The organism is Mesorhizobium sp. 113-3-9 (genome assembly GCF_016756515.1).
Taxonomy (GTDB): domain Bacteria; phylum Pseudomonadota; class Alphaproteobacteria; order Rhizobiales; family Rhizobiaceae; genus Mesorhizobium.
In genome coordinates this window covers 2,758,497-2,783,226 of record NZ_AP023246.1, presented here as the reverse complement: position 1 = coordinate 2,783,226, position 24,730 = coordinate 2,758,497, and the positions used below count along the sequence as shown (strand labels likewise).

18 protein-coding genes are annotated in these 24,730 nt (G+C 60.6%); 5 read left to right on the top strand and 13 right to left on the bottom strand.

The window, feature by feature from the left end:
- The first annotated feature begins 74 nt into the window (after nt 1-74).
- Entirely contained in the window at nt 75-545 is a 471-nt protein-coding gene (locus tag MesoLj_RS13495) for a DUF6496 domain-containing protein (RefSeq protein WP_140774534.1), read from the top strand.
- A gap of 56 nt (nt 546-601) precedes the next feature.
- Here MesoLj_RS13495 and MesoLj_RS13490 read toward each other — a convergent pair whose 3' ends face one another.
- Nucleotides 602-1,189 carry an SOS response-associated peptidase gene (locus tag MesoLj_RS13490; protein ID WP_202326297.1) on the bottom strand — a complete coding sequence of 196 codons (588 nt, stop codon included), beginning with the start codon at nt 1,187-1,189 and terminating at the stop codon, nt 602-604.
- 58 nt (nt 1,190-1,247) lie between these two features.
- Here MesoLj_RS13490 and MesoLj_RS13485 point away from each other — a divergent pair, with 58 nt between their 5' ends.
- Together MesoLj_RS13485 and dinB are read left to right on the top strand one after the other, a co-directional pair.
- Nucleotides 1,248-1,754 (top strand): SOS response-associated peptidase family protein, encoded by a 507-nt coding sequence (locus tag MesoLj_RS13485; protein WP_202326296.1) that lies wholly within the window; start codon nt 1,248-1,250, stop codon nt 1,752-1,754.
- A 59-nt stretch (nt 1,755-1,813) separates the two neighbouring features.
- Nucleotides 1,814-2,899: a DNA polymerase IV gene (gene dinB / locus MesoLj_RS13480; protein WP_202326295.1), complete on the top strand. Its 1,086-nt coding sequence runs from the start codon at nt 1,814-1,816 to the stop codon at nt 2,897-2,899.
- Between the two features lie 46 nt (nt 2,900-2,945).
- Here the strand turns inward: dinB and MesoLj_RS13475 are convergent, their stop codons facing one another.
- The 7 genes from MesoLj_RS13475 to MesoLj_RS13445 form a co-directional block, all read right to left on the bottom strand.
- Nucleotides 2,946-3,113, bottom strand: a complete 168-nt coding sequence (locus tag MesoLj_RS13475; RefSeq protein ID WP_181180040.1) for a hypothetical protein — start codon at nt 3,111-3,113, stop codon at nt 2,946-2,948.
- Nucleotides 3,114-3,466: 353 nt separating this feature from the next.
- Complete coding sequence (locus MesoLj_RS13470) at nt 3,467-4,396, bottom strand: DUF2493 domain-containing protein (protein ID WP_202326294.1); 930 nt, start codon at nt 4,394-4,396, stop codon at nt 3,467-3,469.
- Between the two features lie 355 nt (nt 4,397-4,751).
- Nucleotides 4,752-5,810, bottom strand: a complete 1,059-nt coding sequence (locus tag MesoLj_RS13465; protein WP_202326293.1) for a DUF7146 domain-containing protein — start codon at nt 5,808-5,810, stop codon at nt 4,752-4,754.
- Nucleotides 5,810-10,129, bottom strand: coding sequence for a strawberry notch-like NTP hydrolase domain-containing protein (locus tag MesoLj_RS13460; RefSeq protein WP_202326292.1), 4,320 nt, complete (start codon nt 10,127-10,129; stop codon nt 5,810-5,812). Before MesoLj_RS13460 ends, MesoLj_RS13465 begins: the two co-directional genes overlap by 1 nt.
- A gap of 158 nt (nt 10,130-10,287) precedes the next feature.
- On the bottom strand, nt 10,288-12,504 hold the full coding sequence (locus tag MesoLj_RS13455) for a ParB/RepB/Spo0J family partition protein (protein WP_446720307.1): 2,217 nt from the start codon (nt 12,502-12,504) through the stop codon (nt 10,288-10,290).
- Between the two features lie 199 nt (nt 12,505-12,703).
- Nucleotides 12,704-13,612 (bottom strand): ArdC family protein, encoded by a 909-nt coding sequence (locus MesoLj_RS13450; protein WP_202326291.1) that lies wholly within the window; start codon nt 13,610-13,612, stop codon nt 12,704-12,706.
- 512 nt (nt 13,613-14,124) lie between these two features.
- Nucleotides 14,125-15,081, bottom strand: coding sequence for a magnesium transporter CorA family protein (locus tag MesoLj_RS13445; protein WP_140774543.1), 957 nt, complete (start codon nt 15,079-15,081; stop codon nt 14,125-14,127).
- A 123-nt stretch (nt 15,082-15,204) separates the two neighbouring features.
- Between MesoLj_RS13445 and MesoLj_RS13440 the strand changes: the two genes are divergently transcribed.
- Both MesoLj_RS13440 and MesoLj_RS13435 read left to right on the top strand, forming a co-directional pair.
- A complete protein-coding gene (locus MesoLj_RS13440) occupies nt 15,205-15,543 on the top strand; it encodes a hypothetical protein (RefSeq protein WP_202326290.1) in 339 nt (112 codons plus the stop codon).
- Nucleotides 15,544-15,745: 202 nt separating this feature from the next.
- A complete protein-coding gene (locus MesoLj_RS13435; RefSeq protein ID WP_140774545.1) occupies nt 15,746-16,036 on the top strand; it encodes a hypothetical protein in 291 nt (96 codons plus the stop codon).
- Nucleotides 16,037-16,579: 543 nt separating this feature from the next.
- Here MesoLj_RS13435 and MesoLj_RS13430 read toward each other — a convergent pair.
- The 5 genes from MesoLj_RS13430 to MesoLj_RS13395 form a co-directional block, all read right to left on the bottom strand.
- Nucleotides 16,580-16,783 carry a hypothetical protein gene (locus MesoLj_RS13430; RefSeq protein ID WP_140774546.1) on the bottom strand — a complete coding sequence of 68 codons (204 nt, stop codon included), beginning with the start codon at nt 16,781-16,783 and terminating at the stop codon, nt 16,580-16,582.
- A gap of 97 nt (nt 16,784-16,880) precedes the next feature.
- Nucleotides 16,881-17,468 (bottom strand): CatB-related O-acetyltransferase, encoded by a 588-nt coding sequence (locus MesoLj_RS36720; RefSeq protein ID WP_140774547.1) that lies wholly within the window; start codon nt 17,466-17,468, stop codon nt 16,881-16,883.
- A 1,732-nt stretch (nt 17,469-19,200) separates the two neighbouring features.
- Nucleotides 19,201-19,602, bottom strand: a complete 402-nt coding sequence (locus MesoLj_RS36260; RefSeq protein WP_244735374.1) for an SOS response-associated peptidase — start codon at nt 19,600-19,602, stop codon at nt 19,201-19,203.
- Nucleotides 19,603-19,905: 303 nt separating this feature from the next.
- Nucleotides 19,906-20,121: a DUF768 domain-containing protein gene (locus tag MesoLj_RS13410; protein WP_202326289.1), complete on the bottom strand. Its 216-nt coding sequence runs from the start codon at nt 20,119-20,121 to the stop codon at nt 19,906-19,908.
- Between the two features lie 4,160 nt (nt 20,122-24,281).
- Nucleotides 24,282-24,617 (bottom strand): hypothetical protein, encoded by a 336-nt coding sequence (locus tag MesoLj_RS13395; RefSeq protein WP_140774553.1) that lies wholly within the window; start codon nt 24,615-24,617, stop codon nt 24,282-24,284.
- Nucleotides 24,618-24,730: the final 113 nt, after the last annotated feature.

The following is a 24,730-nucleotide window of genomic DNA, read 5'->3' as shown; positions in this document are numbered from 1 at the left end:
CGTCGTGATCGCCATGGCGTTGGAACCGGTGGTTCACACTTTCGTTTTCCCGGATCACCGATCAGGAGGCCGAAATGGCGGAATCAGCCCGACAGAAGCGCATTACCGGACGTGTCATGCATGAGTTCAAACATGGCGAACTCAAAAGCGGCCCCGGCGGAAAAGGCGGACCGGTCAAAAGCAGAAAACAAGCGATAGCCATCGCGCTCGAGGAGGCCGGCGACTCCAAATATGAGAGCGATCGTCGCAACAAGAAGAACCTTCACCGGACGGAAGCCAAGGAAGCCAAAGGCAAGACAGGTCAACAGGAGAGCGAAGGAAAGTCGCATGTCGGCGCCTTCGGCAAGCGCGAAAGTTCGAAGTCCATGGGCGGAAAGGACGCCCGCAAGCCGACGTCCAGCGGAAAGAAATCAGCCGCCACCCGTGCCCATCGACCGGATGGCCATACGCATGATGAGCTCTACGCAAGAGCGCAACGTCAGAAGATCGCGGGCCGGTCAAAGATGACCAAGCAGCAACTGGAGAACGCCTTGGGCATCTCGTGAAAATCGCGAAGACGCACCGCTCCTATCAACTAGCAAAGAGGGACTGCTGAGTCAGATCAGCCGACCTGCTCGACCGAAAGCGTCCCTGCTGGCAAAGGCCGGATCAGAGACTTGGCCGAGACCGATGGGTCGAGCCATGCAGCCCAATTCTTCCGCTCCAGGATGACGATCTGCCGATCGTGATAGGGCGCAATGTCGGGACCGGGCTCCATTGTCAGCATCGTGAAGGCTTCGCCGACATCCGTGGTCTCGCGCCAGATACCAGCGATGCAGAAGATCCGCTCGTCGCGCTTGGTGAAGAGCCACTTGTCCTTTCGCTTTTTGCCCTTCTCCGTCGGATTGGTGAATTCGTAAAAGCCATCGGCCAGAATCAGGCAGCGGTTCGAGGCGAACTCGCGACCATCCGAGCGGAAGTTGTAGACCGGACCTTTTTGCCCGGGCCAGCTCCATCGGCGCTGGACCAGATCACCCTCGCCGCTCGCGTCGCCGACCGCGCGGATGATCGGCCCTATATCCGTTATCTTGATATCTTCGCGCGCCTCGATATTCGGCGCGCCCTCGCTGAAGCGGATCTTGATCTTGAGATCGGCGAAGTCCTCGACGATCGAGGCAACGTCCACCATCAGCCGGTAATCATTGCACATGTGTCACCTGTTTCTCGGCGTTGCGCGGCAATCCTGTTCCTGTTATGTTCTTTTGACCATGAACGCAAGAGCTTTCGATTCCGATGCACCGCTCGACGAACGCCGCATCATCATAAGACGCTATGGCGGCGATGTTGAGATGCTTGAGTTGCCGTGGGGACTTCAGCCTAAGGAACCAGGCGGGCGCCCTTTCACGGTAGTGCGTGCAGAAGACCGTTCGTTTCCGAGCCATCGCTGTTTGGTGCCAGCGTCCGAATTCCGGCACCGCAGCCAGGGAAAGAACTACAGCTTTCGCCTTGCAAACGGTGATTGGTTCTATTTCGCCGGTATCTGGCGGCCGGCCACGCGCGATTGGCCGGAAGCCTACGCAATCCTCACAATCCAGGCCAACGATGACATTGCGCCCCATCATGATCGCCAGATGGCGGTGCTGCGTCGGGACGAACGCTCGGCTTGGCTCGACATGACGCATCCGGAGCAAGAGGTTCTTCGCCCCCTTCCAAGAGCAAGTTTTGCAGTTTCGCGTCTCCGCCAGGGTCGCACGCAGGCTGAATTTGCGATCTGAAGATTATAGGATCTCTCGGGTACGAAGCTTAGACCCTGGCGAAATGACATTGCAGGCAAATGGTCCCTGAACGCGGCGCCGACCCGCGCAAGATTATCCATGTCGATATGGATGCGTTCTACGCGTCGGTCGAACAGCGCGACAATCCAGAACTCCGCGGCAAGCCGCTTGCCGTCGGCGGAGCCGCCGCCCGCGGCGTGGTCGCGGCCGCCAGCTACGAGGCCCGCGCCTTTGGTGTTCGTTCCGCGATGCCTTCGGTCACGGCAAAGCGCAAATGCCCAGAACTGATCTTCGTGCCGCCGCGCTTCGAGGTCTACCGAGCGGTCTCGGCCCAGATCCGCGACGTGTTCGCCGAACACACCGATCTCATCGAGCCGCTTTCGCTTGACGAGGCATACCTCGATGTAACGCAGAACCGGCTCAACATTGCGTCTGCCACAACGATTGCCGAGATGATCAGGGCGAAGATCCTGCTGGTGACCGGTCTCACCGCGTCCGCAGGCATCTCTTACAACAAATTTCTCGCCAAAATGGCGTCCGACCAGAACAAGCCGAACGGCCAGTTCGTCATAACGCCACGTCATGGGCCGGCCTTCGTGGAGACTTTGCCCGTCAAGAAATTTCACGGTGTCGGCCCCGCGACCGCCGCGAAGATGGAAGCGCTCGGCATCGAGACCGGCGCCGATCTCAAGGGCAAGTCGCTTCCCTTCCTGCAGCAGCATTTCGGAAAGTCGGGCCTCTGGTACTATCAGATCGCACGCGGCATCGATGAACGCGCCGTCGAACCGGCTCGGCCGCGCAAATCGATCGGCGCCGAGGATACATTCACAACCGACATCGTCGATCTCGATGCATCAATCGCCGAACTCAAGCCGCTGGTCGCCAAGGTTTGGGGATATTGTGAAGGCAAGGGCATCCGGGGCCGGACGGTCACGCTGAAGGTGAAATTCACGGACTTCCAGCAGATCACGCGCAGTCGTACAGTGGCGGCGCCGATCGAACTTCCTGATTTCGAAGAGCTGGCAGCCGATCTCCTGAGGTCGGTATTTCCGCTACGCAAAGGGATCCGCCTTTTGGGTATAACACTCTCGTCGCTGGGCGACGCGTCGCCGCCGGATCAACGGCAGTTGCGGTTTGAACTGTAGGGAGCCATGTCGGCCGGGATAAACCCGGCCGACATGGCTCTCCGGATCAGCGCGCGTGTGGATCAATCTCGCGGACGATCTGGGAGGCGTCTCCGTCATACTCGTCCGCCGGCACGACCGTGAGCGTCCCGTCGCCGGCGCGGAAGATGACGATGCTGACCATCAGGCTGGTGGCGAGGCTGAAGGCGAAAGCGCTGGCTTCTACGAGGGACATTTTTCCGGCTCCTGTTTGGAAGCGGGGAGCGATCCCCGCGTGACAGGCGCCCGATGTGTCCGGCCGAGGGCCGCAATCACCGTGAAGGCAAGGCCGAAACGGCGGCACGCTTTGCGTAGTCCGACCCTTTATGGGTTGATGGCATCAGGCCCTCGGACCGGATCGAGGAATTGCGCCGACAAACGCGGCGATCGGTTGTCTGTTCTCCATTGCAGGACCAGATGCGATGTGAACCTGGTGGTCCGTCGCCTTGCCTTCATCGACGCCACATCAGCAGGCGCTCGTCCGATCAACGCGCCGTCAGCGACAGAAATCGGAGCGAGCGATTTGAGGCGCGTGGACGGGTGGCCGCTTCACGCGGCGCCGAACTTCATCACCGGAATGCCGAGCTTGCGGGCCTTGTCGGCGAGGTTGTCCTGAATGCCAGAGCCGGGGAAATAAACGACGCCAATCGGCAAGGTGTCGAGCATGGCGTCGTTGCGTTTGAAGGGCGCGGCCTTGGCATGCCTGGTCCAGTCCGGCCTGAAGGCAATCTGTGGCACCTTTCGGCTGTGAGCCCATTTGGCCGCGATCAATTCGGCACCTTTTGGTGATCCGCCATGTAGCAGGACCATATCCGGATGCTTGCCATGGACCTGGTCGAGCTTGGACCAGATCAGCCGATGATCGTTGAAATCGAGCCCGCCGGTGAAGGCGACTTTAGGCCCGGGTGGCAACAGCACATGGCTGTCTGCATGCTTCCTCGCGGCAACGAAGTCCCTGCTGTCGATCAGTGCCGCGGTCAGGTTGCGGTGGTTGACGACCGAGCCCGAACGCGGCCGCCAGATCGAGTGGGTGTGACGCTCGTAGTGTTCGGAGGCCTGGTCGCGCATCAACTCGAAGGCGCCGCGGCGTTCAAGAAGTGTCTGACCTTGGGCGATGAGGTTCTCGAGCTCGACCGACTTGACCTCTGATCCATCCTGTTCGCGCTGCCGCCGTCGCTGGCCAACTTCGTTTTCATCGAGTTCGCGTTCGATCCGCTTGGTCGCGCGATGAAACAGATTGACCGTACCCCACAGCAGCTCTTCAAGATCGGGCTCAAGGCGTGTGTCGGCCATCGCCACCACAAGAGCGTCGAAGATGTCGGCGATGCTGGCTGCCACGACCCGGCCTTCCGGAAGCGGGCGCGGATCGGGTTCGTCGTCGAAGGGACGGTAGCCGTAGAGCTGAAGCTCCTGAAGGACGTGTTCGATGGGTGATGTTGCGGGCTGCGGTTCATATTCGATATCGTGCTCGGTGCTCATGGCGGCTTGCCTTCGTCGGATCGGCCGCGCCCATCGCGGCCTTCATGACGACGAAGGCGATGGACGATCCGGACTTGCACCCGCAGCGTCAGCGCAGGGCCGGAACGGCAGTGGAGGATGGCGAAGCCCGGCTATTTTGCCTCGCGATGGAAAGGCCCGAAGACGGGTCCCCGTGCGGCTTGCCGCACGGGGTGGCAAGGGCCGCCGGAAAATAGCCGGGCGCAGCCATTGCCTGTCCGGATCGGCCGTCGCCCGATCGCCCTCTGGAAGGCCGTGGGCCGGCCCTCACCCTGCGGAGCTCCTCCTGCGCACCGAGATACGCATCGCAAATGCCGCCGCTCCCTTCCCTTTCCGGTCAGGCCGCCAGCTTCATGAAACGTTCGACATCCTGCGGAGCGATCTGGACCCGCAGGATCGCCTTCAGGGCATCCGTGCCGAGCAGACGCAGATCCTCGTTGAAGTCGCCCAGCCGTGGCGTCAGGACCATCGCCTCGATACCGGCAGCGCTGGTGCGTTCGATGAGGGTTGCCACGGCTCCATCGCCTGCCGGATCATTGTCGCGGGCGATATAAAGCCGTCGCAATGTGTCAGGGAACAAGATTGCTGACAGATGCGCCGCCGACAAGGCTGCGATCGCTGGCATGGCCGGCAGGATCGTGCGTTGCGACAGCATGGTCTCGATACCTTCCCCGGCGGCCATGACGTCGTAGCAGCAGCCCAAGCGGACGGCGTGACCGAGCAGGTCGCCCATGGCTCGTCTCGGCGTGTCGATCGGAGCGCGCCCGAGATGGCTCTTGCTGAATCCGCCTGGGTCGAGCCAGGTGCGGTGCGCACCGGTGAGCTTGCCTTTGAGGTCCGTGACCGTCGCGATCATCGCGGGTCGTGCTTCGGTCGGGCCGTGCTCCGGCCGATAATAGCAGCGCGGATGAAACCGAAGGCTCTCGGTCTCATGCAAGGCTGTAATCGCGCGTCCGCGCAGATACGTCTCCACAAGCGTTCCTAGTATCGGCTGCGACATGGAGACCAGCCGCCGTGCTGCTTCGGTGGAGCCGCCGGCAGCGGGAACCGCTTGCTCCCACCGGTCGTTTGGTTCGTTCGTCGTCGGGGGCATCGACAGAAAGCTTCGCGCCTCGTCCGAAACGTCCTTGAAATCGACAAGGCCAAGCGATTCCCGAATGACGTCCAGAAGGTCGCCGTGCTCGCCGGTGGCAGCGTCAGTCCATTTCCCGGCGGCGCCCTGGCCGGAATCCGATCCTATGAGACGGACAAACATCGAGCGCCCCGGCGCATTGCGGGCGTCGCCAACCAGCCAGTAGCGGCCCTCGCGGCGACCGTTGGAAAGATAGCGGCGGCACACCGCCTCCGCCCGTTGGGCTAGACGGCGTGCCAGTTCGGATGCATCGCGAACCGGCATTAGCTGGCCTCCCTCTCGCTGATGCGCTCTATCGGATGACGCTCGATGACCTTGCCAAGCACCGCTGGTCCGCTTGCGTCCGCAGGCACGAACATGCGCAGCTTCCAGGATATGATCTCGTGGAAAAGCCCGTAGGCCGTTAGCCGCTGGCGCATGCTATCGGTGAAGCCCGACAGCTCGATGCGATTGGCGCCCATGACGCGCACGCGGCGCAGATGAAGTCCCCCTGCGAGGTCGAGCATCGTTCGTCCGTCCGCAAGGGCGTTGAAGGCATCTTGCGCCGTCAGGGTGCTGACGCCGGTTGCGAGCGCGCCGGCGGCCCATGCGGCCGAAACCCTGCGTCCGATGATACGCTCCCCCTCGTCGGTCTGGAGCCGATAGACCCGGCTCGATTCGTTTGGAAGTCGCTTCCAGATCGGCAGCAGCAGTCCCGCGACAATGTGGATGGTCGAGTCCGAGAACGCCGGGACGGCCGCGACCTCGGCACTCCAGGCGGCGGTGAAGGTCTCGCGATCAGCCTGCTGCCAATGACTGTCCTCCATCATGCGCAGGGACGCATGGTGCTGTTCCATCGGCCGGATCAGCCGCACCCGCCGTTCGATTTCGCCATCATCGAGCATGAACGATGGCGCGGGCACCTGCACGGCTGCACGCCCTGAGCGTTCGTTGACCAGCAGGATGGCGCGCTGGTCGTCGAGTTGGGCGACAGCTTCCTCGACGCGCACGGGTCGGTTGCGCTGACGCTGATCGATGGTGAGGAGCTGCGTTTCGGCGCCTGTGCCCGGATGGGTGTAGATCGCCCGCCGATCGGTGACGACGAAGCTCTCGGCTTGCAGCGTTTCGAGGCCAAGATCATACACCCCAGCCGCGATGGCGCCTTCCACCTTGGCTGTGAGCAGCTGCTCGAAAGCCGCGAACAGGATGTCCTGCAGTTCGATGGTGAGCGCCAAAAGGCGATTGAGGAAAGTGGTGATTGGCGGCAACTCGTCCTTGATGCCGTTCTCGTCCGTCAGGGTCAGCCCCGTGGTCTGCTCGAACAGCGTGAGTGAGCAGCCCTCCACCTTGCCGCGAACGATCAGCAGATAGAGTTGGCGCAGCGCATCGCGCGCATAATGCGATTCCAGATTATCCTCCGGCCGGAACATGCCCTGTCCGCCAGTCTGGCGCTGGCCGCGCGTGATTGCGCCCAGCGTATCCAGGCGCCGGGCAATCGTGGAGAGGAAACGTTTCTCGGCTTTCACGTTTGTGGCGATCGGCCGGAACAGCGGTGGCTGCGCCTGATTGGTCCGGTGCGTGCGGCCAAGACCCTGGATGGCGGTATCGGCCTTCCAGCCAGGCTCGAGAAGATAGTGGACCCGCAGGCGTGTGTTCCTTGCCGAAAGCTCCGCATGGTAGCTGCGGCCTGTACCACCTGCATCGCTGAACACCAGGATGCGCTTGACGTCATCCATGAACGCCTGCGTCTCGGCGAGATTGGCTGAGGCTGCGCGGCCCTCAACCATCAGGCGCTCGCCCCTCCTGACGATGCGTCGCGAACGACCCGTCACCTCCGCGACCACGTCGGTGCCAAAGCGCTGGACGATCTGGTCGAGCGCGCCAGGAACCGGTGGCAGGCTCGCCAGCTTCTCGATCAGGCCCGTGCGGCGCGCGACCGCCTCGCGGCTTTCGACGGGTTGGCCGTCGCGAAACACCGGCCTCGACGACAGGTTCCCTTCCGAGTCGGTAAACGGTTCGTAGAGTTGCACTGGAAAGGAATGCTCGAGGTAATCCAGCACATATTCGCGCGGCGTGATGTCGACGCGGACATCGTTCCATTCCTGCGTTGGCACCTCGGCCAGCCTGCGTTCCATCAGCGCCTCGCCGGTGGAGACGATCTGAATCACGGTCGAATGCCCGGACTGGAGGTCTTGCTCGATTGCGCGGACCAGCGTCGGCGTCTTCATAGACGTCAGCAGGTGGCCGAAGAAACGCTGCTTGGTGCTTTCGAAGGCCGAGCGCGCGGCGGACTTGGCCTGACGGTTCAATGTACCGCTATTACCGGTGATGTTGGCCGCCTGCATGGCTGCGTCGAGATGGTTGTGAATGACGGCAAAGGCGCCGGCATAAGCATCGTAAATGCGCCGTTGTTCAAGCGTCAGTTCGTGCTCGACCAGCTCGTACTCGACCCCGTCGAAGGAGAGCGAGCGCGCCGTATAGAGGCCGAGCGCACGAAGGTCCCGGGCCAGCACCTCCATTGCCGCCACGCCACCCGCCTCGATTGCCTCGACGAACTCCGCGCGGGTCGAGAACGGGAAGTCCTCGCCGCCCCAGAGGCCAAGCCTTTGAGCGTAGGCCAGATTGGCGACGGTGGTCGCGCCGGTGGCCGAGACATAGACGACACGAGCGCCAGGCAAAGCATGCTGCAGGCGCAAACCGGCCCGGCCTTGCTGTGAGGGCGCGACATCGCCACGCTCTCCCTTGCCGCCGCCGGCATTCTGCATCGCGTGCGCCTCGTCGAATATGAGCACTCCGTCGAAATTCGGGCCCAACCATTCGACGATCTGCCTGACGCGCGAAACCTTCTCGCCTCGGTCGTCGGAGCGTAGCGTGGCATAGGTTGTAAAAAGGATGCCCTCTGGCAGCGTGATGGCGCGCCCTTGCGCGAAGCGCGAAAGCGGCGTGACGAGCAGACGCTCCATGCCGAGCGCGGCCCAGTCGCGCTGCGCGTCCTCGAGCAGCTTGTCTGACTTCGAAATCCACACGGCCTTGCGCCGGCCTTGCAGCCAGTTGTCGAGCACGATGCTCGCCGACTGCCGGCCTTTGCCGACGCCGGTTCCGTCGCCGATGAAGAAGCCGCGCCGGAAGCGCACGGCTGCCGGCGCGTCATCGGGTGCTGCGGTGACAACATCGAGCGTGTGATCGACCGACCACGATCCGGCGAGAAATGCGCAATGGGCCTCGCCGGCCAGGATCACCGTTTCGAGCTGGGCGTCGGAGAGCGACGTCAGGATATCGCCGGGCAGGGTCGGGCGATAAATGGGCTTTGGCGGCGCGACCGACGCCATTGCCGCGGACTGGACCAGCCTGGTCGGGTGTGCCTGTGAGCCGGGAATACGGATCGTCTGCAATCCATAGTCCTCGTAGATCGCGTCGGTCAGCCCTGCTCCCTCCCTGGGCGTCCAATCGACCGTCTCGTATGACAGTTCAACGCCGACGGGCTGGGGAAACTGCCGGTGAACTTGGCCTGCGACAGGGCGGGCGAGATGACCGTGGGCCGTGCGGGGAGCGGTAGCGGCGGGGACGACCTTCACCGCTTCGGCGACCGGCAGTCGTGCCGGGACGTGCTTCTCGATCCAGCTAAGCAGCGTGGCGGCATCCGGCGCAGAGCCGGGCGAAGCTGGGATGACGGAGGCATCTCGAGCGGGCGCCTTATCGATCACCGTCAGCCGGGTCTCCATCGTCGTGCCATGTTTGGCGTAGACAGCGCCGCCGATCCTGGCTGTGAAAACGACACGACCGTGCTCCTGGAAGCGCACGAAGGCAGCGCGCCACGCCGGCATCTCCGGCCCGAAATTCGCACCGGTGATGGCGACCAGCCGCCCCCCATCGGCAAGCCGGGCGAGTGCTGAGGCGACATGGCGATAAGCCGCATTTGCGACGTGACCACGCACATTGGCGAGGACCGAGAAAGGCGGATTCATAAGCACGACGGTGGGCAAGCTGACGGGGTCGAGATGATCATCGATCTGGGCCGCGTCGAACCGCGTGACCGTAAGGGAGGGGAAGAGATTGGACAGGAGACCCGCACGCATCTCCGCCAACTCGTTCAGAACAAGTGAGCCACCCGCGATCTCGGCAAGGATGGCAAGCAGCCCGGTGCCGGCGGAAGGTTCGAGCACCCGGTCAGCCGGCGATATGCCGGCCGCGCGGACGGCTGCGACGCCCAGCGGGATAGGAGTCGAGAATTGCTGCAGCGCCTGGGCTTCCTCGGAGCGGCGGGTATGCGTGGGCAGAAGGTCCGCAATCCGGCTGAAAAACGGCAAGGCGGACGCCGTGGGACCGGCCTTGCGCAGAAGCGACCTGCCGTATTTGCGAAGGAAGAGGACGGTCGCGGCCTCGCATGCATCATAGGCCGTCTTCCAGTCCCAGGCGCCGGTTGTGTCGGACGCCCCGAATGAGGCTTCCATCGCGCTCCGCAGAACGGTGGCATCGACCCGGCGGCCGCATTCGAGGTGGGGGAGTAGGCGCCGGGCCGCTGCGTAGACTGCTGTGGCTGGATCGACATGCGTAGCGGCGGAAACGGTCGCATCTGCGGTCGCTGTCGGAGACAAGAAGTTCATTGGAGATCCTCTGGAGAGCGAGACCGGAAAAGCCCATCGGCGCTCTCTCTGACCGCACGGGCTCAACCCGTCCCGGCCGGACACTCACTCTCAACACAGCACGCAAAAACACCCGGCCCCCTTGCGAGAGCCGGGCGATCGGCGCGGTAAGAAGTCAGCTACTCGGCAGCGTCTAGCCGTTTTTCTTCCTGATCGGCCAATACGGCATCGTTGTCACTTGCCAGGAATTCAGGCAGAGCTTCATCTTCGTCGCCAGCGTTGGTGTCGATTGCTTTGAGATCACCGTCGGCAAGCCGCAGAGGCTCGGGCAGCCAGCCGCTATCGGCCAGCAGGCGTTCGGCTTCCTTGGCCATGTCGCCCTTCTTCAGGTGATTGATGAGCTGTGAGGCGCCCTCGCCAGCACCCTCCCGGACGGCTTCGAGGATACGCGCCTTGGTGACGCGGCCAAGGTAGTTGCCGACAGTGGGGCGCCATCCGGCGTCAATCATGTCGAGCCCCACGGCCCGGGCAAGGTGATTGGCATCGGCAAGCCGCTGCTGGACGCCGTGCGTTGAGATGGCCCCGTTGCCGTAGCGATCAGCCCTTTCGTAAAGTGCGTTGACGCCAAAGGATGAGCAATGGGCGAACAGTTCAGCTTGCTCGGTGCCTGTCAGTGCAGAGAGCGCGTCCCACAGGTCGGCGACGTCAGTTGGAAGACGCTTTTCCCAGGCCTCGTGGCGGGCCTGGATCGAGCGCGCATAGGTCGTGTCGCGAAGCCCTTCGGACTGGACTGGAAAGACCGTGCTGCGGACAAAGACTTCCATCGCCACGCCTTGCGCCCTGTAGCGAGAGAACAGGTCGCGGACAAACTTATGAAGCACAGCCAAAAAGGCGGTTGCGGAATCGTTTGCGAGCTTGTCGCGCAGAGCCAGTGTGCGATCGGCGGTCAGTTCCATGACCAGGCGATCCGGCAAAGGCTTGTGGCCATCCTCCTCATCCTCATCAGGGTCGGCCAGCTGGCCACCGATGGTGATGACGGCCCGCTGAACCGAGCCAGTCGCTTGGACGTCGGACCCGTCGACGCCGGGATCGGTGCCGGCCTCGGGCGTGGTAGGTGCTTCATCCTCCGCCCTAACAAATCCGCGCTCGACCAGAAGCGCCCCGTCCATATCGATGCTGACGAAGACACCCGCACGCGCGATTTCCGTGGGATCGAAGCGGACGGGACGCGCCTCGATCGACTTGATCGCGGTTTCGATCTCGCCAAATCGCTGGTCGACGTCATCCGGCAACTCGTCGGCCTCCTCGTACTGCGTCTGAAGTTTGTCGAACTCCTCACGGAGCGCATCGAGCGTTGCTTGCTCGTCGCTGGTGAGATCGATCGGCGTGCCGTCGAGCTCGCGCAAGCCATTTGCCGCGCCATAGGGAAAACTCACGGCGACTTCGATCCACTTCCAGCCCTCATTGGCGATTTCGTCGGCCATCATCTGCAGCTTTTCGGTGACCAGCCGTTCAAGCAGCGGGACGTCCTGCAGCCACCCGCCATCGTCCGACTGGAACAGATCGCGCAGCACGTCGCCGCCTGCCGTCTCATAGGCTTCCAGGCCGACGAAGACAGCCCGCTTGTCGGAGGCGCGGACGGTGTTCTCGGTCAGCATGCGGCGGATTTGGTACGGCTCTTTCGACCAGCTGTTCTTGATCGCGTCCCAGACGAGTTCCTGTCGGGCGTGGTTGTTGCTGACGGAGAATGCTTCGAGCTGGGCGATCGTCATGCCGTCATCGGCGTAAATCTCAAGAAGCGCCGGCGACACTGCAGTCAGCTTGAGGCGCTGTTTTACTGCGTTGGTTGAGATGAAGAACGCGGCTGCGATTTCCTCGTCCGACATGCCGCCATCCAGCATGTCCTTGAACGCGCGATATTGATCAAGGGGATGGAGCGGCGCGTGTTCGATGTTCTCGGCGAGGGAGATCTCCTGCGCCAGGATCGGGCCCGACGGATTGCTGACGACGCAGGGAACGGACGCGGTTTTCGCGAGACGTTTCTGGTTCACAAGCATCTCGAGCGCGCGATAACGGCGTCCGCCGGCGGGGACTTCGAACATTCCTGTCCCCTCGCCGCCAGCATCGAGCACGGGACGAACATGAATGCTCTGGATCAGACCGCGGCGGGCGATCGATTCCGCGAGTTCCTCTATCGAGACTCCAGCCTTGATACGTCTGACATTGGTTTGGGCGAGCACCAGCTTGTTGAAAGGAATATCGCGCGAAGGCGACAGGGTGATCTTCTGAACGGCGTTGGCCATCGATGTTTCTCCGCGACGGGCCGCCGAGAGCCTCTCTCTCAGTCTTGAACCCGTCACGAAATCCCTCCAACCCTCTCCCTCTCCTGCCAGCACGATCCGGCACGCCGTCGATCGACCGCCGACGTGGCACGGCGGGCACGCTTGCGAAAGGCTGTGGCGGTGAACGCGGTTTCCGCTTGAAACGATGGTGAGAGGCGTGGCCGACCGGACGGCCCGTGAGGTTTCCGGTCAACGATGGTTATGCAGCCCTTCTATCGTTGCCTTCGCCCAACTCGATTGATGCTTCGACCTTTTACGGTAGGTGGCCTAGAAGCCACTCGGCCGCCTTGCTGGCTTGGCTGGCTGCACGAACGATGGCACGATTGTCCTCGCGTAGAACCTCTAGCCATGAGCCAATATAGTCCGCATGCCGAACCGTGGGCACGACGCCCAGGGCCGCGCAGCAGAAGGCCGCGTTGATCTCGGCCACGAGTTCCTCGAACGCGTATCTTCTCGAGGCGGTAGAGCCGGAGAATTTGCGATCCAGGCGTGAACTGTGGCCAGTGGCATGTCCGAGCTCATGCAAGGCTGTCCGATGCCAATTGATCGGCTCGAAGTAAGCCTGGCGCGGGGGCACCTGGATATAATCGTGAGTAGGCACATAGAACGCCTTGTCGCCGCCAATACGGAAATCGATAGCGGTGGCCTTGATCAGCGCCTCGACGCGCGATTCGATCGGGCTTGCCACCGGCGGCGCAGCCGAGGCTGCCACTTCGTCAGGTAGTCCTTCACATTGCTCGATGTTGAAAACGGTGAAGCGCTTGAGGAACGGTATGGCCTGGGCATCCTCACCAGTGTCGCGAGCGCGCTTCTTCTCGTGGTCCGGGACAAAACGATCGGCATAAACGACCGTTGTCCCGTGCTCGCCTCGGCGGACGTTGCCACCGAGCGCGAAAGCTTGTCGATAGGTTATCCAACTCTGTGTTGGGAATCCACGTTCGACCACGGCACCCCAGAGGATAAGCACGTTGATCCCGCTATACGCGCGACGCGTACTGGCGTTCTGCGGCAGGGAGAGCGACGCTTTTGCCACGGAAGTCCCCCATGGCTGAACCCAGGGAAAACGACCCGCTTCCAGTTCAGCTATTATTTTGCCGGTGATCTCGTCGTAGAGGTTCGACCGGTCGGCGCCGGCGTGGGTTCGATTGGTCTGGACAGACATCGCGGTTCTCCGCGACGGGCGCAGAAGGCCTCTCCTTCCGCATTCAACCCGTCGCGAAAAAACCGACCCTTCTCTAACTCTCCGTCGGGAGAGCGCCTCCTCTCCCGACCAATGTGAAAAAGGGCGTACAAGGCGGAAGCATCGAAATGTCCGCCGGCGGGAATTGGTCAGTTCGGCGCTGGAGCAGGTTCGTGGCCCTGAGACCGGCTAAACAGGGCGGCCGAAGGAGCATCAGCATAGCGCCGCCGTGAGGCGGGATGCGGGACCGACAGCCCCCGGTGAAGGGCGCCATATGAAGCTGGCTCGGGCGACCATCAAGCCCTGCGATGTCTCCTCATGGAACGAAAACGGGAGCGCTCGAACTCGTCACGGCGCAAGTGGAAATCAAAGCGCTACGACCATGCTCACGCCCGCTGAGTGACAGGCGCTATCGTTGGCGGAGGCTGCGCGGGGATGGAGATATGACGGATGACGAGGTCCAAGAAAGTGCACTTCAGCTTTCGCATCCCTTCTCAGAACCATCCCCTCCATTTGAACCATACGAGTGGCGCAATCGCGCTCAGGGCGATTAAAGCCAGGCCATAGGGATAGCCGTAGACCCAGTCATATTCTGGAATGAACTTGAAGTTCATGCCGTAGATACCTGCAATCAGCGTCGGAGGAATGCCGACGATCGAAACGATCGTGAGGATCTTGAAGATGTCGTTCTGGGCAATCCCGATCAATCCAACGATGGCATCAAGCAGGAATTGCACTTTGTCGGACAGGTGAACTTCGTAGTCGTTCAACGAAGCGACGTCCTGTTTCAGGTCGGCCATACGCGGCTTCAATTTTCCGTCGTCCCATTCTGCGGTCATTTCACAAGCAAAATCGACAGCCCGGCCCAGAGCAAGAAGCACGTCCCGCTTTTCCGAAAGAATGTCTCCCAGCCGACCGACCTGGCGCAATCGGGCGCGCACAAGCTTGTTGGAGCGTACGGATTTCCGGCCCTGCCCGTCGGGCGCGTGGAAGGCGGTTGTCGACAGGCTTCGCAACTCCGTCGCCGCCTCTTCCAGGCCGTCGGCCAGGCGATCGATGAGTTCGCTACATAAATCGATGAACACCTCAAGGCTCGAACCTGGACGTTCCGCAGGCTTGTCAAAACGTGAGGCCACCGCATCAAAAGCCGGAAGGGCGGTGAACCGGACCGTGACCAAGAGCTTGCGCGTAAGGATGAAACCGACCGGCGCGATCTGCGGACCGACGCCTTCGGCATGTGTCACCATGGGAACGCTCATGGAGAGGACACCGTCGCGGGTTCTCAGCCGACTTGAACTTTCGATCTCGCTTAGACTTTCGCGACTTGGCACGTCGACACCGGCAGTCTTTTTGACCTCGGCAATCTCCGCAGGTTGCGGATCTTCTAGATCGCACCAAATCGGCCTGGCCTGGGCCTTTCGAGCATCGCTTTGCGGATATAGGCTCAACATCTAACGTGCGGCCCCTTCAGCGAGCGCAAAGTCGTGGCTACCATGCCGAGACCGCTCCGGGGCGAGGCAACGCGATCGGGCCCGGCGACGTTAAGGCACTGCGTAATCGGGGAAGATAGATCAATGGCCGACAAAACCAATCTCTTCTCAATTGCAGTGCAAGCCGCCGGGGCAAGCCAGTACCGGAACGTCGTGGTTGCCGCATTGAACGACCATGTCCTTCGCCTCAGCGTTATGACCGAACCGTACGGGCTGCATTCCCACCCAGATTCAGATGAAATCTTTGTCGGTATAGACAGGACGGCCCTCGTCGAATTCGAGGATTCGTCGGTTGAACTTGGCCCGGCCGATTTGGTAACCGTCCCCAAGGGTGTCATTCACAAGACAAGGCCTCTGGGAGACCGATCGGTCAACCTCAAGATAGAGCCGGCCAACCTTGAGACGCGTTGGGTCGAGATCTGACTTTATACCCCCCGCGCGAGCACCGCGGCGCTATCGTCATCGCTTCACCCGGGTTCGAGACGTTCGCATAATCCATCCGCACGAGCCTGTGCTGAAACCAGCAGTGACGGCGTTTGCCTTCCAGCATCCAGCGGACCGCGCAACCGACCATGCTTGGGAACGCAACGCCTCGACGGACATTGGTTGGTAACAGGAGATGTCGATGCCAAAGTTCCGCTTTGAAACCACCGAATTCGACCAGACCACGATATCCGTGGAAGAGTTGGCGAGCTCAGACCTGGCTAGCCCGCGAGCAGTCGAAAGGGCTCACGCGGCACTTGTCGCGGGTGCTCCCACTGGCCTCGATCAATCCGGATCGGTCACAAGGGTCTATGACGAGGCGGGCTATCTGGTCGCTACAGTCAATTATTCAGATGTGGTTTTCGACAATTCACCCTTGAGGGAAACCAGCGAGCCGCCGACGGAGGAGCCGGGCGTCATGCGGTCTGGCTAATCGCGCCGCCTTTCCAACTTGGAGCATCTATCTCGCGAGGAGGAAGGTCGACCCTTGAAGGCATCGGTTTCGGCGGCAGCGCTCATCGCCGTCGCGCTGCTATTCTCTATTCCGTGCGAGGTTACGTGCCGCATATTCCAGGAGCGGCGTCGATACTGGCGAGGTTAGCGTATTGGCGCTCCGGAATTGAAGCAGTCGTGGCATCCACTGACTGGCGCGCCGCGCTCGGTGGTTTGGTTGAGTTGGGCAACAGCATGACCTGGAACCCCATAACTCTGTGTTGTGCTTAGCGGTAAATTTTGGGCAGATCGGCGTTGTCTCGTACTGCTCCTATGTCTGGCTCGCGATGCGAGAAATTGCGAAGGCGGCGGGGGCTTCTGATCTTCGGCGGGGGATCTTTGTGGGGATGATCCTAATCCTGGCTTGGGGCCTGGTAGAGATCATTGTTCTCACGCCCGCATTCGAACTCCTGCTGGCTGCTCTTTACATCTTTGCGGTCAATCGAAATTCCGGAAAGGAGCCGGCCTAAGAGCAATTCTAGCGTCAATTCGGCTTCCGCAGCGCATTCAGCACCATATCCGCATCGTTTGCGTCGCCGCTGAACACAACCTGCCACAGACCATCCACCAGCCTCACGTACCCGCCATCATAGGTGTGGATCTCGCCTGCCTTGGCGGCAACGTGATCGCGTAGGCCGGAGCGCAATTCCGCCCACGGCTTCGGCAGCTTTACCCAGTTTCGTTTCATCGGCCCGCTCCCCGGCGCCGACCATAGCCAATCTCTAAATGAAGGAACATCCCATGGGCCTGAATACGGGCGACACCCAGCTTATCGTAGACGACAGCTAAGAGCCGTTAGAGTGGGCTGCAATGAAGGCGTCTATCGGCCCAAAGAAGCGAGGCTGTTCGGCTATGATCTTCTCGTCGCTCCACTCCCACCATCGGATTTCGAGCAAGCTCTCGATCTGGGCGTCGGTAAATCTGCTGCGGATGAACCTGGCGGGATTTCCAGCCACGATCGCGTAAGACGCCACGTCCTTCGTTACGATCGAGCCGGCCCCGACGACGGCGCCGTCTCCAATCCGTATTCCTGGCATGATGATTGCACGTCGGCCGATCCATACGTCGTTGCCAATTTCGGTCGGTCCGGCTGGCACCAAATCTTCGAAGAAGCCCATCGTCTTAGTGATGTGAACTTGGAATGCATAAGTTGAGACCAAGTGCATCGGATGATTGGCGCGGCAAAGGAACAGCGCTTCGTCGGCGATGGAGCAGAATGCTCCTATCCGTAGCGGGGAAGTTTCGTCACAGCCAAATATGTTGCTTGGCTTTGTGTAGAACTCCGTTTTTCTCCCTATTGATGCATGCAGCGGAATTGCGTCGGGTTTTCGTCTGAGCCCGAGCGCGGTCCGAAGTTTCCTTGCAAAGCCCATTTGCGTCTAAGCCACGGTTACTGGTCAGTTCGGTTTGCGAAGCGTGTCCGTGACGAGAGCGCCATCATTGCTGGGCCCGCTCGCCTTTGACCTCCCACAGCCCATCAACGCCGCACAGGCAAGACGGTTGCCGATCAGGATCGATCGCACCGTGGCGCCTGGCTGCGCTGTGAAGCTTACACCCGAGCGGAATGCGACCTGCATACAAACGCTGGCGCAGCGCGCCGTGCCGAACTGAAATAGGGCAAACGGCCAATGGCGGATGATATGGCAAACAGTGTGGTAGACAAAGAACTTGAACCAATGGAGATTCAAAGCTGAGCGTCCGCGATCGAGAAGGTCCTCCACCGCAACGGTGGAAAGCTCGCCGCTTGCTTGTGGGGTGAGACGGGGACACGTCCCGTCAATTGATCAGCCAGCAACCAACTCCGCCTCCGATCGTTGATCGCCGCTGGATGATCCCAGCACTCCCAACTTGCCCGCTACCAAGACCTCTCCGGTGGCGGCCCTTTTTTGTGATCGACAGAATGTGATCCAGCCTTATTATTGGCTTCGTCGAGAAGTTTCTGAGCCTCTTCCGGACTAAGTCCGCACTTGCGGGCAAAGTATCGGGCCTCGGTGGTAATCTCGAGATCGGCGACGCTTCCGGTGACTGGTTTTTGCTTCTTTCCCACGGCTCGAATCATAGCATAAAGCGAGCAACCAACCCATTGGCGCAAAGCGGAGTACCACGCATATATTGTCCGCCGATCTCCCCGACGGACAGCGGGCCTTTTTGCTTATAAGCGGAACCTAATATGCGGGCCGCAAGTTAGCGATGACGCGGCCCGGCTCCTTTAGCGGCCTCGCCGCTCGCCAAGCTGCGGAACTTGGTCGGCCCGTGCGTTGCTTGGACAGGGCGCGGGCCACGCTAAGCCGCCCGTCGATGTTAGGGAACAGCCATGGCAATCATAAAAGCCTCTCCCGCCGTGCCATCGGTAGAGCTTGGCTGTTCCTTGGGCGAATGGCACGTAACGATCACCGAACGGAAGGGCAATGCGTATTCAAGAGTTTTCGCGATTGAGGCGGATGCTCTGTGCTTCGCGGATGGGCAACTCACCAGGCTGGGGTTGTCGTCTACAACACGCATCTAGGCCTGGCGCGGTGTCCTGCGCCGTTCGGAAACAAGAGCCCATTGGTCCCCCGGCTGAATGAATACCCAAACCCAAGCAAACGAGGCTGTTACCGTTGCGGTGTCGTTAGTTCCGGCTCGCAAACAGCCGCTGGCTCGGGTCGGCGGGCTTTCTTGTCGCGGCGATTCTATTCCTGGAGCCTCGGAAATATAATAATTGTGGCGCCATCTTCCAGCTCCAACGGCTCGTGCCTTGGCCCTTCATGGTAATAAACCTGACGCAAGTCGCGTTGGTCGACCTCCTGGCCGCAATAAGGGCATTGGTAGAAATGCTGCTCTTCCGGGATGTCCCCGCCGTGCAGCTTGCCGGGGGTTGGCGGCCCCAGGTCAGAGAGCATCGTCATGACGGGATCAACATACCATCGACAAGGCTGGAACATAAGCTGGTGGAGATCGAAATTGATGACCGATGAGCACACGCGGCATCAACTTCCTGGATCATTGGGCCGGTAACATCCCTGAAGCCGCACGCTGTACGATAGATGATTGTGAAAAAGGAGAACTGCGACCAAGATAATATTCCTATGGCTTCTCAACGTCGAATGCGTGGCTGGCCCACACCTATTTCGTCGATGATGTCGCGCGTGTTGCGAGTGCCCACATAGGCGATCGGCCATATTTCATCAGGTCGGATGGATACGGTTTCAACAGGTCCGATGGATCCGACTGCGGCCCAAGCCAGCGCATGTAGTCCTCGGGCGCCAGGCTGACAGGCATCCGATCTTGGATGGTCGCCATCAGTTCGTTCGGCTCGCAGGGCGCAATGGCAAAGGTGCGGACAAACCCGGCTGTCGCCTTGTCGGCATACTCTTTCCAGATGCCGGCCATGGCGAAGGGCTCGCCCGACCTCATGGCGATGGCATAGGGCTGCTTCTTCTTGCCCGGTGCATCGAGCTTTTGCCACTCGAAACAGCCGTCCACCGGCACCTTGCAGCGCCTTGAAGTGTAACCCTTAAGGAACATGCCGCTGGTCGCGATTGTCTAGCAACGCGCGTTGACGGGCGCGGACGGCCGCTGCCATCGCGCGCCCATCCGGGAACCAGTCCCCACTTGGCTGACATGAAGCGGGCCATGGATGTGGAAAGCTCTTCGCGGATGATGATCGGATAGGTGTCGGCCGGGCGACCATTCCAGACCGGCCTCGCCAGGTGTGGGAAAACTCGAACGCCGCACCATGTCGGCGACGCATGCACAAAGCACCGTCCTACCGCTGCGGAAGACCAAAATGGGAACGCTTGGGAAACGAGTCAATCGGTGCGTATCAGGTCAAGGCATACCATCGTGCCTGGCCATTGCTTCGGCGATGACCTCGAACACGCTCGGGACTTCCTCGCTGATTTCCGTGCTGGCGATGCCCGCCTTTCGCGCGGCTTCCAGCGCTCGATCAGCAAGGGCGCCGATCGCTATTGGATCGTCAGTTATGGTATCGGGCAGGTTTTCAGCCATCCACTCGTCAAGAAAGTTGATGCCGCGCTTGCTCATGGAGCATTAAGCTCGCGACTGGCCTTCGGTTCCGACTCCTTCGCTGCGAGACGTTGCGCCCTCAATCTCGCTGTCTTTGCTTCCCTGGCTCTGCGCTCCGCGTCCAAAATAGCTTTGCATTCACGGTCAGCCCTTTCGATTTTTTCGCGGTCAACCTTTCGTCGGGTCATGACTGCCTCCTCAGGTCTGTCGGGCCCAAGAAAGCTTGATTATTAAAATGGTTCCCAGCGAAATTTTCCGCCGGATCCATCATTTGTTATTGAGCGCATCGGATGTATTTCGTTCCACGAACTGCGGCTTCAACAGAGGAGGTTGAATAGACAAGATGCCGACCCGCATCCTGGAAGGGGTTCTTGAACCTGAGGACGTCGATATGTGCAAACGAGTTTTTGACCATGCCTGCCGCGACTTAGGTCTGGACCCTTCGTCGATCGACAACCAAATCCTGGCAGCTCGAATTCTCGCCCTATTTCGGAGTGGGGTCCGTGAGGAGCGGTCGCTCTTAGCGGCGGTGGTCAGGCAACGACCGTAGGTTGGCAACCGCTTTCCGCAGTCTGATGCGAGGCATCGCTGCAACAAAGACCTGATCTGGACGTTGCGCGTCTGGATTAACGCCTGGGAGCGCTATAGTGCCTAAATATCATGTCGAGGAGATGGACGGCGATGCCGTTACCGCAACGCACGTTGTTAATGCGACCACGCCTTTAAGGGCCGCCCGGGAAGCAACTGAGCGCGAAGTTAACCTGCGCACCAACGAGCCTATATGGGTCCGCGTGACCGACGAACAGCGTGGCCACGTCTTTGAGTATAGTTTCAGCCTCTAGGTACGAGCCGACGAGGCAGGCCGGAGCCGGCGGACAGGTGCAACTGGAATGGGTAACGGCAAACGGGCGCTTGAACGGATCTATCACGCATCGGTGCGGGCATCGACAGATATTGCGCGAACGCGAACAACGCGTGCACAGCGGCCGATTGACAGGAATAATATATCCACTAGCTATCCCGGCGGGCATTCACCAGTCCAGCTTTGCGCAGCTTAGCCAGATGATGGGGAGGGACGCTTGTGAAAGGTCAAAGCCCAGCTTGTCTAACAACACGTTTACCCGGGTTCGCCATCGAGACGATGGGCCAAGATCAATAATCTGGTCGGATGCCCGACCGCCTCCAAGAAATCAGCTACCCCTTCGAATTTGGCCACGAATTCTGTCGAAACCATTTTACCCGATGCCGTCGCGCTAGAAGTCCGTGTGAACGGTAAGATGGGTTCGATTCGGCCGAAAGGGATGGCCATGCGACCGTTCGACGAGTTAAGGCCGCTTAAGGGCCTCCTGCAAGGCAAGACGGATTTCTGACGATTGACGCGCTCACTATCCGATGGCCATCATCTCCCAAAAAGGAGACCGCGCCACTCGAACGCTCGTTCTCGCCGAAGACAAAGACTGGCGACTCCGCTTCTCCCCATCGGAGATGCACCTTTATGTCGAGCATGCTCTCGGTGGCGTCGGTCCCGATCCAACGGACCGAACCACCGCTGACGATTTCTTGGCGTGGAGGCCCCGAGGGGCGTTGCACCGGAGGCGCTCGATCCCTTCTTGGCGGTCTTGCTCTGGTCTTCGATCGACAAGAAAAAGCCCGCCGGCCGGAGCCAGCGGGTGTGGTTTCACCTTACCAGGCGCTTAGGTATTCTGAACTGGTGAGACAGGAATGGCCTGCGCAGTGATCGTCGGCAGGCGCTGGTGCTTGGTCAGAACCGGCTTTTCATACGTCTTCTTCATTATATGCTCCTCGCTTACCCTCGCCGGCAAACTGCCTTGCGTTGGCGCCGGCTGTCAACCTACGGCCACCGATCACAAGTTCAGCTGCCAGCAAAAAGCCGGATGCCGTGAACAGCCCAACAACCGTGAATATCACCAGCCGCATTCGACGCCCCTCCCCGCGTTTCGCCTGATGCCGTCTAGCATAAGGCACGGGAAGGCCCGCCACTGCGAAAACAGTGACTGACGGGTTCTCTTTTGCCCGCTCGGTCGAAGGACAACCGAGCGGATATTCGATCTCATGGGCGAGAATTGGTTCCCGATAACTGGTGGACAATAGCGGCGCCGGCGGAGTTGCGGGCCATGACCTCTTCGTCGTCCGGCCTGCCGATCCCCCAGCCGATCACTCCGAGCAACAACCCGCCCAGCAGCATCCCAAGGAGAGGCTTCCCTATCGCAGCTTTCGCTCTAATTTTGACCATGTTCTCACCATCGCAGGATGGCCCGCGACACCTTGGGGATGCGCGGGCCGACCAAGTTTGCCCTTGGTCAGCAGCGCGACCAAGGGACGGGCGCTGCATATGCCTCAACCTGCTAGTTACCGCGCTGTTCCGGTGTGCTGATAAGATAAAAAGCCCGCTGCTCAGGGGAGAGCAGCGGGCGAGCTATGGAACTGCCGCAAAGGATCGGCGAGCCGATTTCTAGCACCGATTCATCATTTGTGTCACCGAGCGGAAGGTACAAAAGGCCCGCAATCGCAAAGCACAGCAACGATCGCGACGCGTTGGAGTTGGCGGCGAAGGCTCTTAAAGGTCAGTGATGACCAAGCTATCAGACCTTGGACCACCGATCCCCGGGAAGCGCCACGGAAGCGAGCCAGTAGAGAGGAAGAAACTGAGACCCTGTCCGAGTTGCGGTCAGGCAGTCGATCAGCGCGACTTGCGCGAGGTGTCGGCACGAAGAGCCAGGGCATGAGTCGCTAAGCCAAGGACGGCGCCAGGATCATCAGGCTCCCGGGGGCGCCGGTAATAGGGGCCGTGTCCGGGCCGGAAATCAGACCAGCCATAATCAAAAGGCCATGAAAAACAGCATCACAAGGGCGACGAGCAGCATCCTCACAGCACGCCGGCCAGGGGCGCAACTAACGTGTGACGGGCAAAACCCGCCTGCACGCCAACCCTATATGTTAGAGAGGACCGGTGGGGGCCGTAGGACCTCTTGGGCGAGTGGGACCCGTTGGGCCAGTGGGACCTGTAATCCCGGAAGCGCCAGGGGTGGCGGTGACACTCGACAGCCGGTCCTTTCTTACCAGTGTCAGACGAGCGTAACTCTTTCGCATTGAACCCCCTTCTGCAAAACCCAGCCACAGATGGCGTCCTCGCTCCGGGCCTGCCAATCATACAAACTAAAATTGAAAAGACGCACCGCTGTGAGGGGAGATCTGCGGGCAAAAAAGAGTAACCCGCCACGGGTCTGAAGTCAGCGACGGGCTCTTGTTTGTCCGCTTAGACGAGGGACGACCAGGCACTTTGAGAACCGTTCAACAAAAAGCCCGCCGGCCGGAACCAGCGGGCTGATGCTGTCGTTTCGAAAATCACTCAGTCTAGAAGAGAGGAGGAGGAGGTGGCGGTGGCGACACTGCTTGAGCTACAACGCTCGACAGCTTCTCGCGCTTGGTGAGTTCAGGCTTTTGGTAAGCTTTCTTCATGGATATCCCCCGGTTGGCCCTCAAGCCGGCAAAGTGCCTTCCGCAACGTGAGCTGGTCGACCCGAGAACACGAAAAGCCCGCCACCACGAAAATGGTGACGGGCCTTGTTTGTCCGCTCGGCGGAGGGAACACCGAGCACTTTGAGAACTTCCCCCGGCGTGATCGGTTCCAACAAAAAGCCCGTGCAGGGAAGGCAGCGGCAAGTTTGGGGAGTACTGAATGGAAAGTACAGCGCTTCAATACCCTTGGTGCTCTACCGATTCCGCTGGCTCCTCGGCAATGTTCCCTTGGTCCAAAAAAACCCACCCTTCGGCAGAGGAGACGAGGTACGCAGTCAAGTGGGCCCGCCGCAATGGCGGTAGAAGCGGGCCCGGCTAAGAGCAAATCCCCGTAGCCGCAGCGGAGGATGCCGCACCGCAAGAACCAGCCTGCGAATGTCAGGTTCCGCTTATGGGCAAAAAAGGCCCGCTGTCCCTTGGGGGAGATCAGCGGGCAAGTTCAGGAGTGCTGGGATCACAAACCCAGCGTTAGTCAACGGGCGGCGGTGGAGCTGGTTGCGATCATCTTTCACCGGCATTTTTAACTTGCGAGACATTTCTTGCGCGTTGATGCCATGGTAAGCCGACCACAAGGACGTGGGTGCCGCACCGTCTCAGAATTTAGGCATATCCGGCCCCGGTACGCTGGCGCCTGGTAGCTAGGTCTCGTCAAACCGACCTTCCCGGGTCGGATGACGGGTGATGGCGGCCTCTTCTTCATCGTCAGGCAATGCGTCGTCGCTGTTCTGATACGGGTTGTCATCGTCTTCCTCGACAACTTCGCCATCCATTTGAATACCGGTATTGGTTTCGGCTGTTGCGAGATTGTCGTCGCGTTCGGATTCGATGCCGATGGTCTCGCCCTCGCCATGGACCTGATCACGATCCCAGTCGTTCGTCTTGTCGGGCGTTTTGACGACCGCTTCTCGAGTCTCCCGGTCTGTGTCCTTGCGGGTGTTGGGGCCGGGCATATCGCGCGATGATTTCGGGTGCATGGCATGGTTCTCCTTTGAAGCCAAACCACTTCAGACATTCAAGGTTCCCTCACCCACCGCGCTGCACTCGCCAAATGTCGTCCACTACGCCGTGACCAGCGATGCAAGCGCCG

What these genes read in the sequence shown, in the direction of transcription:
- MesoLj_RS13450 (WP_202326291.1), bottom strand. Translation starts at nt 13,612, where the DNA reads ATGTCTGTCCAGACCAATCGAACCCACGCCGGCGCCGACCGGTCGAAC.
- MesoLj_RS36260 (WP_244735374.1), bottom strand. Translation starts at nt 19,602, where the DNA reads ATGTTCCTTAAGGGTTACACTTCAAGGCGCTGCAAGGTGCCGGTGGAC.
- MesoLj_RS13460 (WP_202326292.1), bottom strand. Translation starts at nt 10,129, where the DNA reads ATGAACTTCTTGTCTCCGACAGCGACCGCAGATGCGACCGTTTCCGCC.
- dinB (WP_202326295.1), top strand. Translation starts at nt 1,814, where the DNA reads ATGGTCCCTGAACGCGGCGCCGACCCGCGCAAGATTATCCATGTCGAT.
- MesoLj_RS13410 (WP_202326289.1), bottom strand. Translation starts at nt 20,121, where the DNA reads ATGAGCAAGCGCGGCATCAACTTTCTTGACGAGTGGATGGCTGAAAAC.
- MesoLj_RS13475 (WP_181180040.1), bottom strand. Translation starts at nt 3,113, where the DNA reads ATGTCCCTCGTAGAAGCCAGCGCTTTCGCCTTCAGCCTCGCCACCAGC.
- MesoLj_RS13430 (WP_140774546.1), bottom strand. Translation starts at nt 16,783, where the DNA reads ATGAAACGAAACTGGGTAAAGCTGCCGAAGCCGTGGGCGGAATTGCGC.
- MesoLj_RS13435 (WP_140774545.1), top strand. Translation starts at nt 15,746, where the DNA reads ATGCCAAAGTTCCGCTTTGAAACCACCGAATTCGACCAGACCACGATA.
- MesoLj_RS13470 (WP_202326294.1), bottom strand. Translation starts at nt 4,396, where the DNA reads ATGAGCACCGAGCACGATATCGAATATGAACCGCAGCCCGCAACATCA.
- MesoLj_RS13440 (WP_202326290.1), top strand. Translation starts at nt 15,205, where the DNA reads ATGGCCGACAAAACCAATCTCTTCTCAATTGCAGTGCAAGCCGCCGGG.
- MesoLj_RS13465 (WP_202326293.1), bottom strand. Translation starts at nt 5,810, where the DNA reads ATGCCGGTTCGCGATGCATCCGAACTGGCACGCCGTCTAGCCCAACGG.
- MesoLj_RS13395 (WP_140774553.1), bottom strand. Translation starts at nt 24,617, where the DNA reads ATGCACCCGAAATCATCGCGCGATATGCCCGGCCCCAACACCCGCAAG.
- MesoLj_RS13485 (WP_202326296.1), top strand. Translation starts at nt 1,248, where the DNA reads ATGAACGCAAGAGCTTTCGATTCCGATGCACCGCTCGACGAACGCCGC.
- MesoLj_RS36720 (WP_140774547.1), bottom strand. Translation starts at nt 17,468, where the DNA reads ATGGGCTTTGCAAGGAAACTTCGGACCGCGCTCGGGCTCAGACGAAAA.
- MesoLj_RS13490 (WP_202326297.1), bottom strand. Translation starts at nt 1,189, where the DNA reads ATGTGCAATGATTACCGGCTGATGGTGGACGTTGCCTCGATCGTCGAG.
- MesoLj_RS13495 (WP_140774534.1), top strand. Translation starts at nt 75, where the DNA reads ATGGCGGAATCAGCCCGACAGAAGCGCATTACCGGACGTGTCATGCAT.
- MesoLj_RS13445 (WP_140774543.1), bottom strand. Translation starts at nt 15,081, where the DNA reads ATGTTGAGCCTATATCCGCAAAGCGATGCTCGAAAGGCCCAGGCCAGG.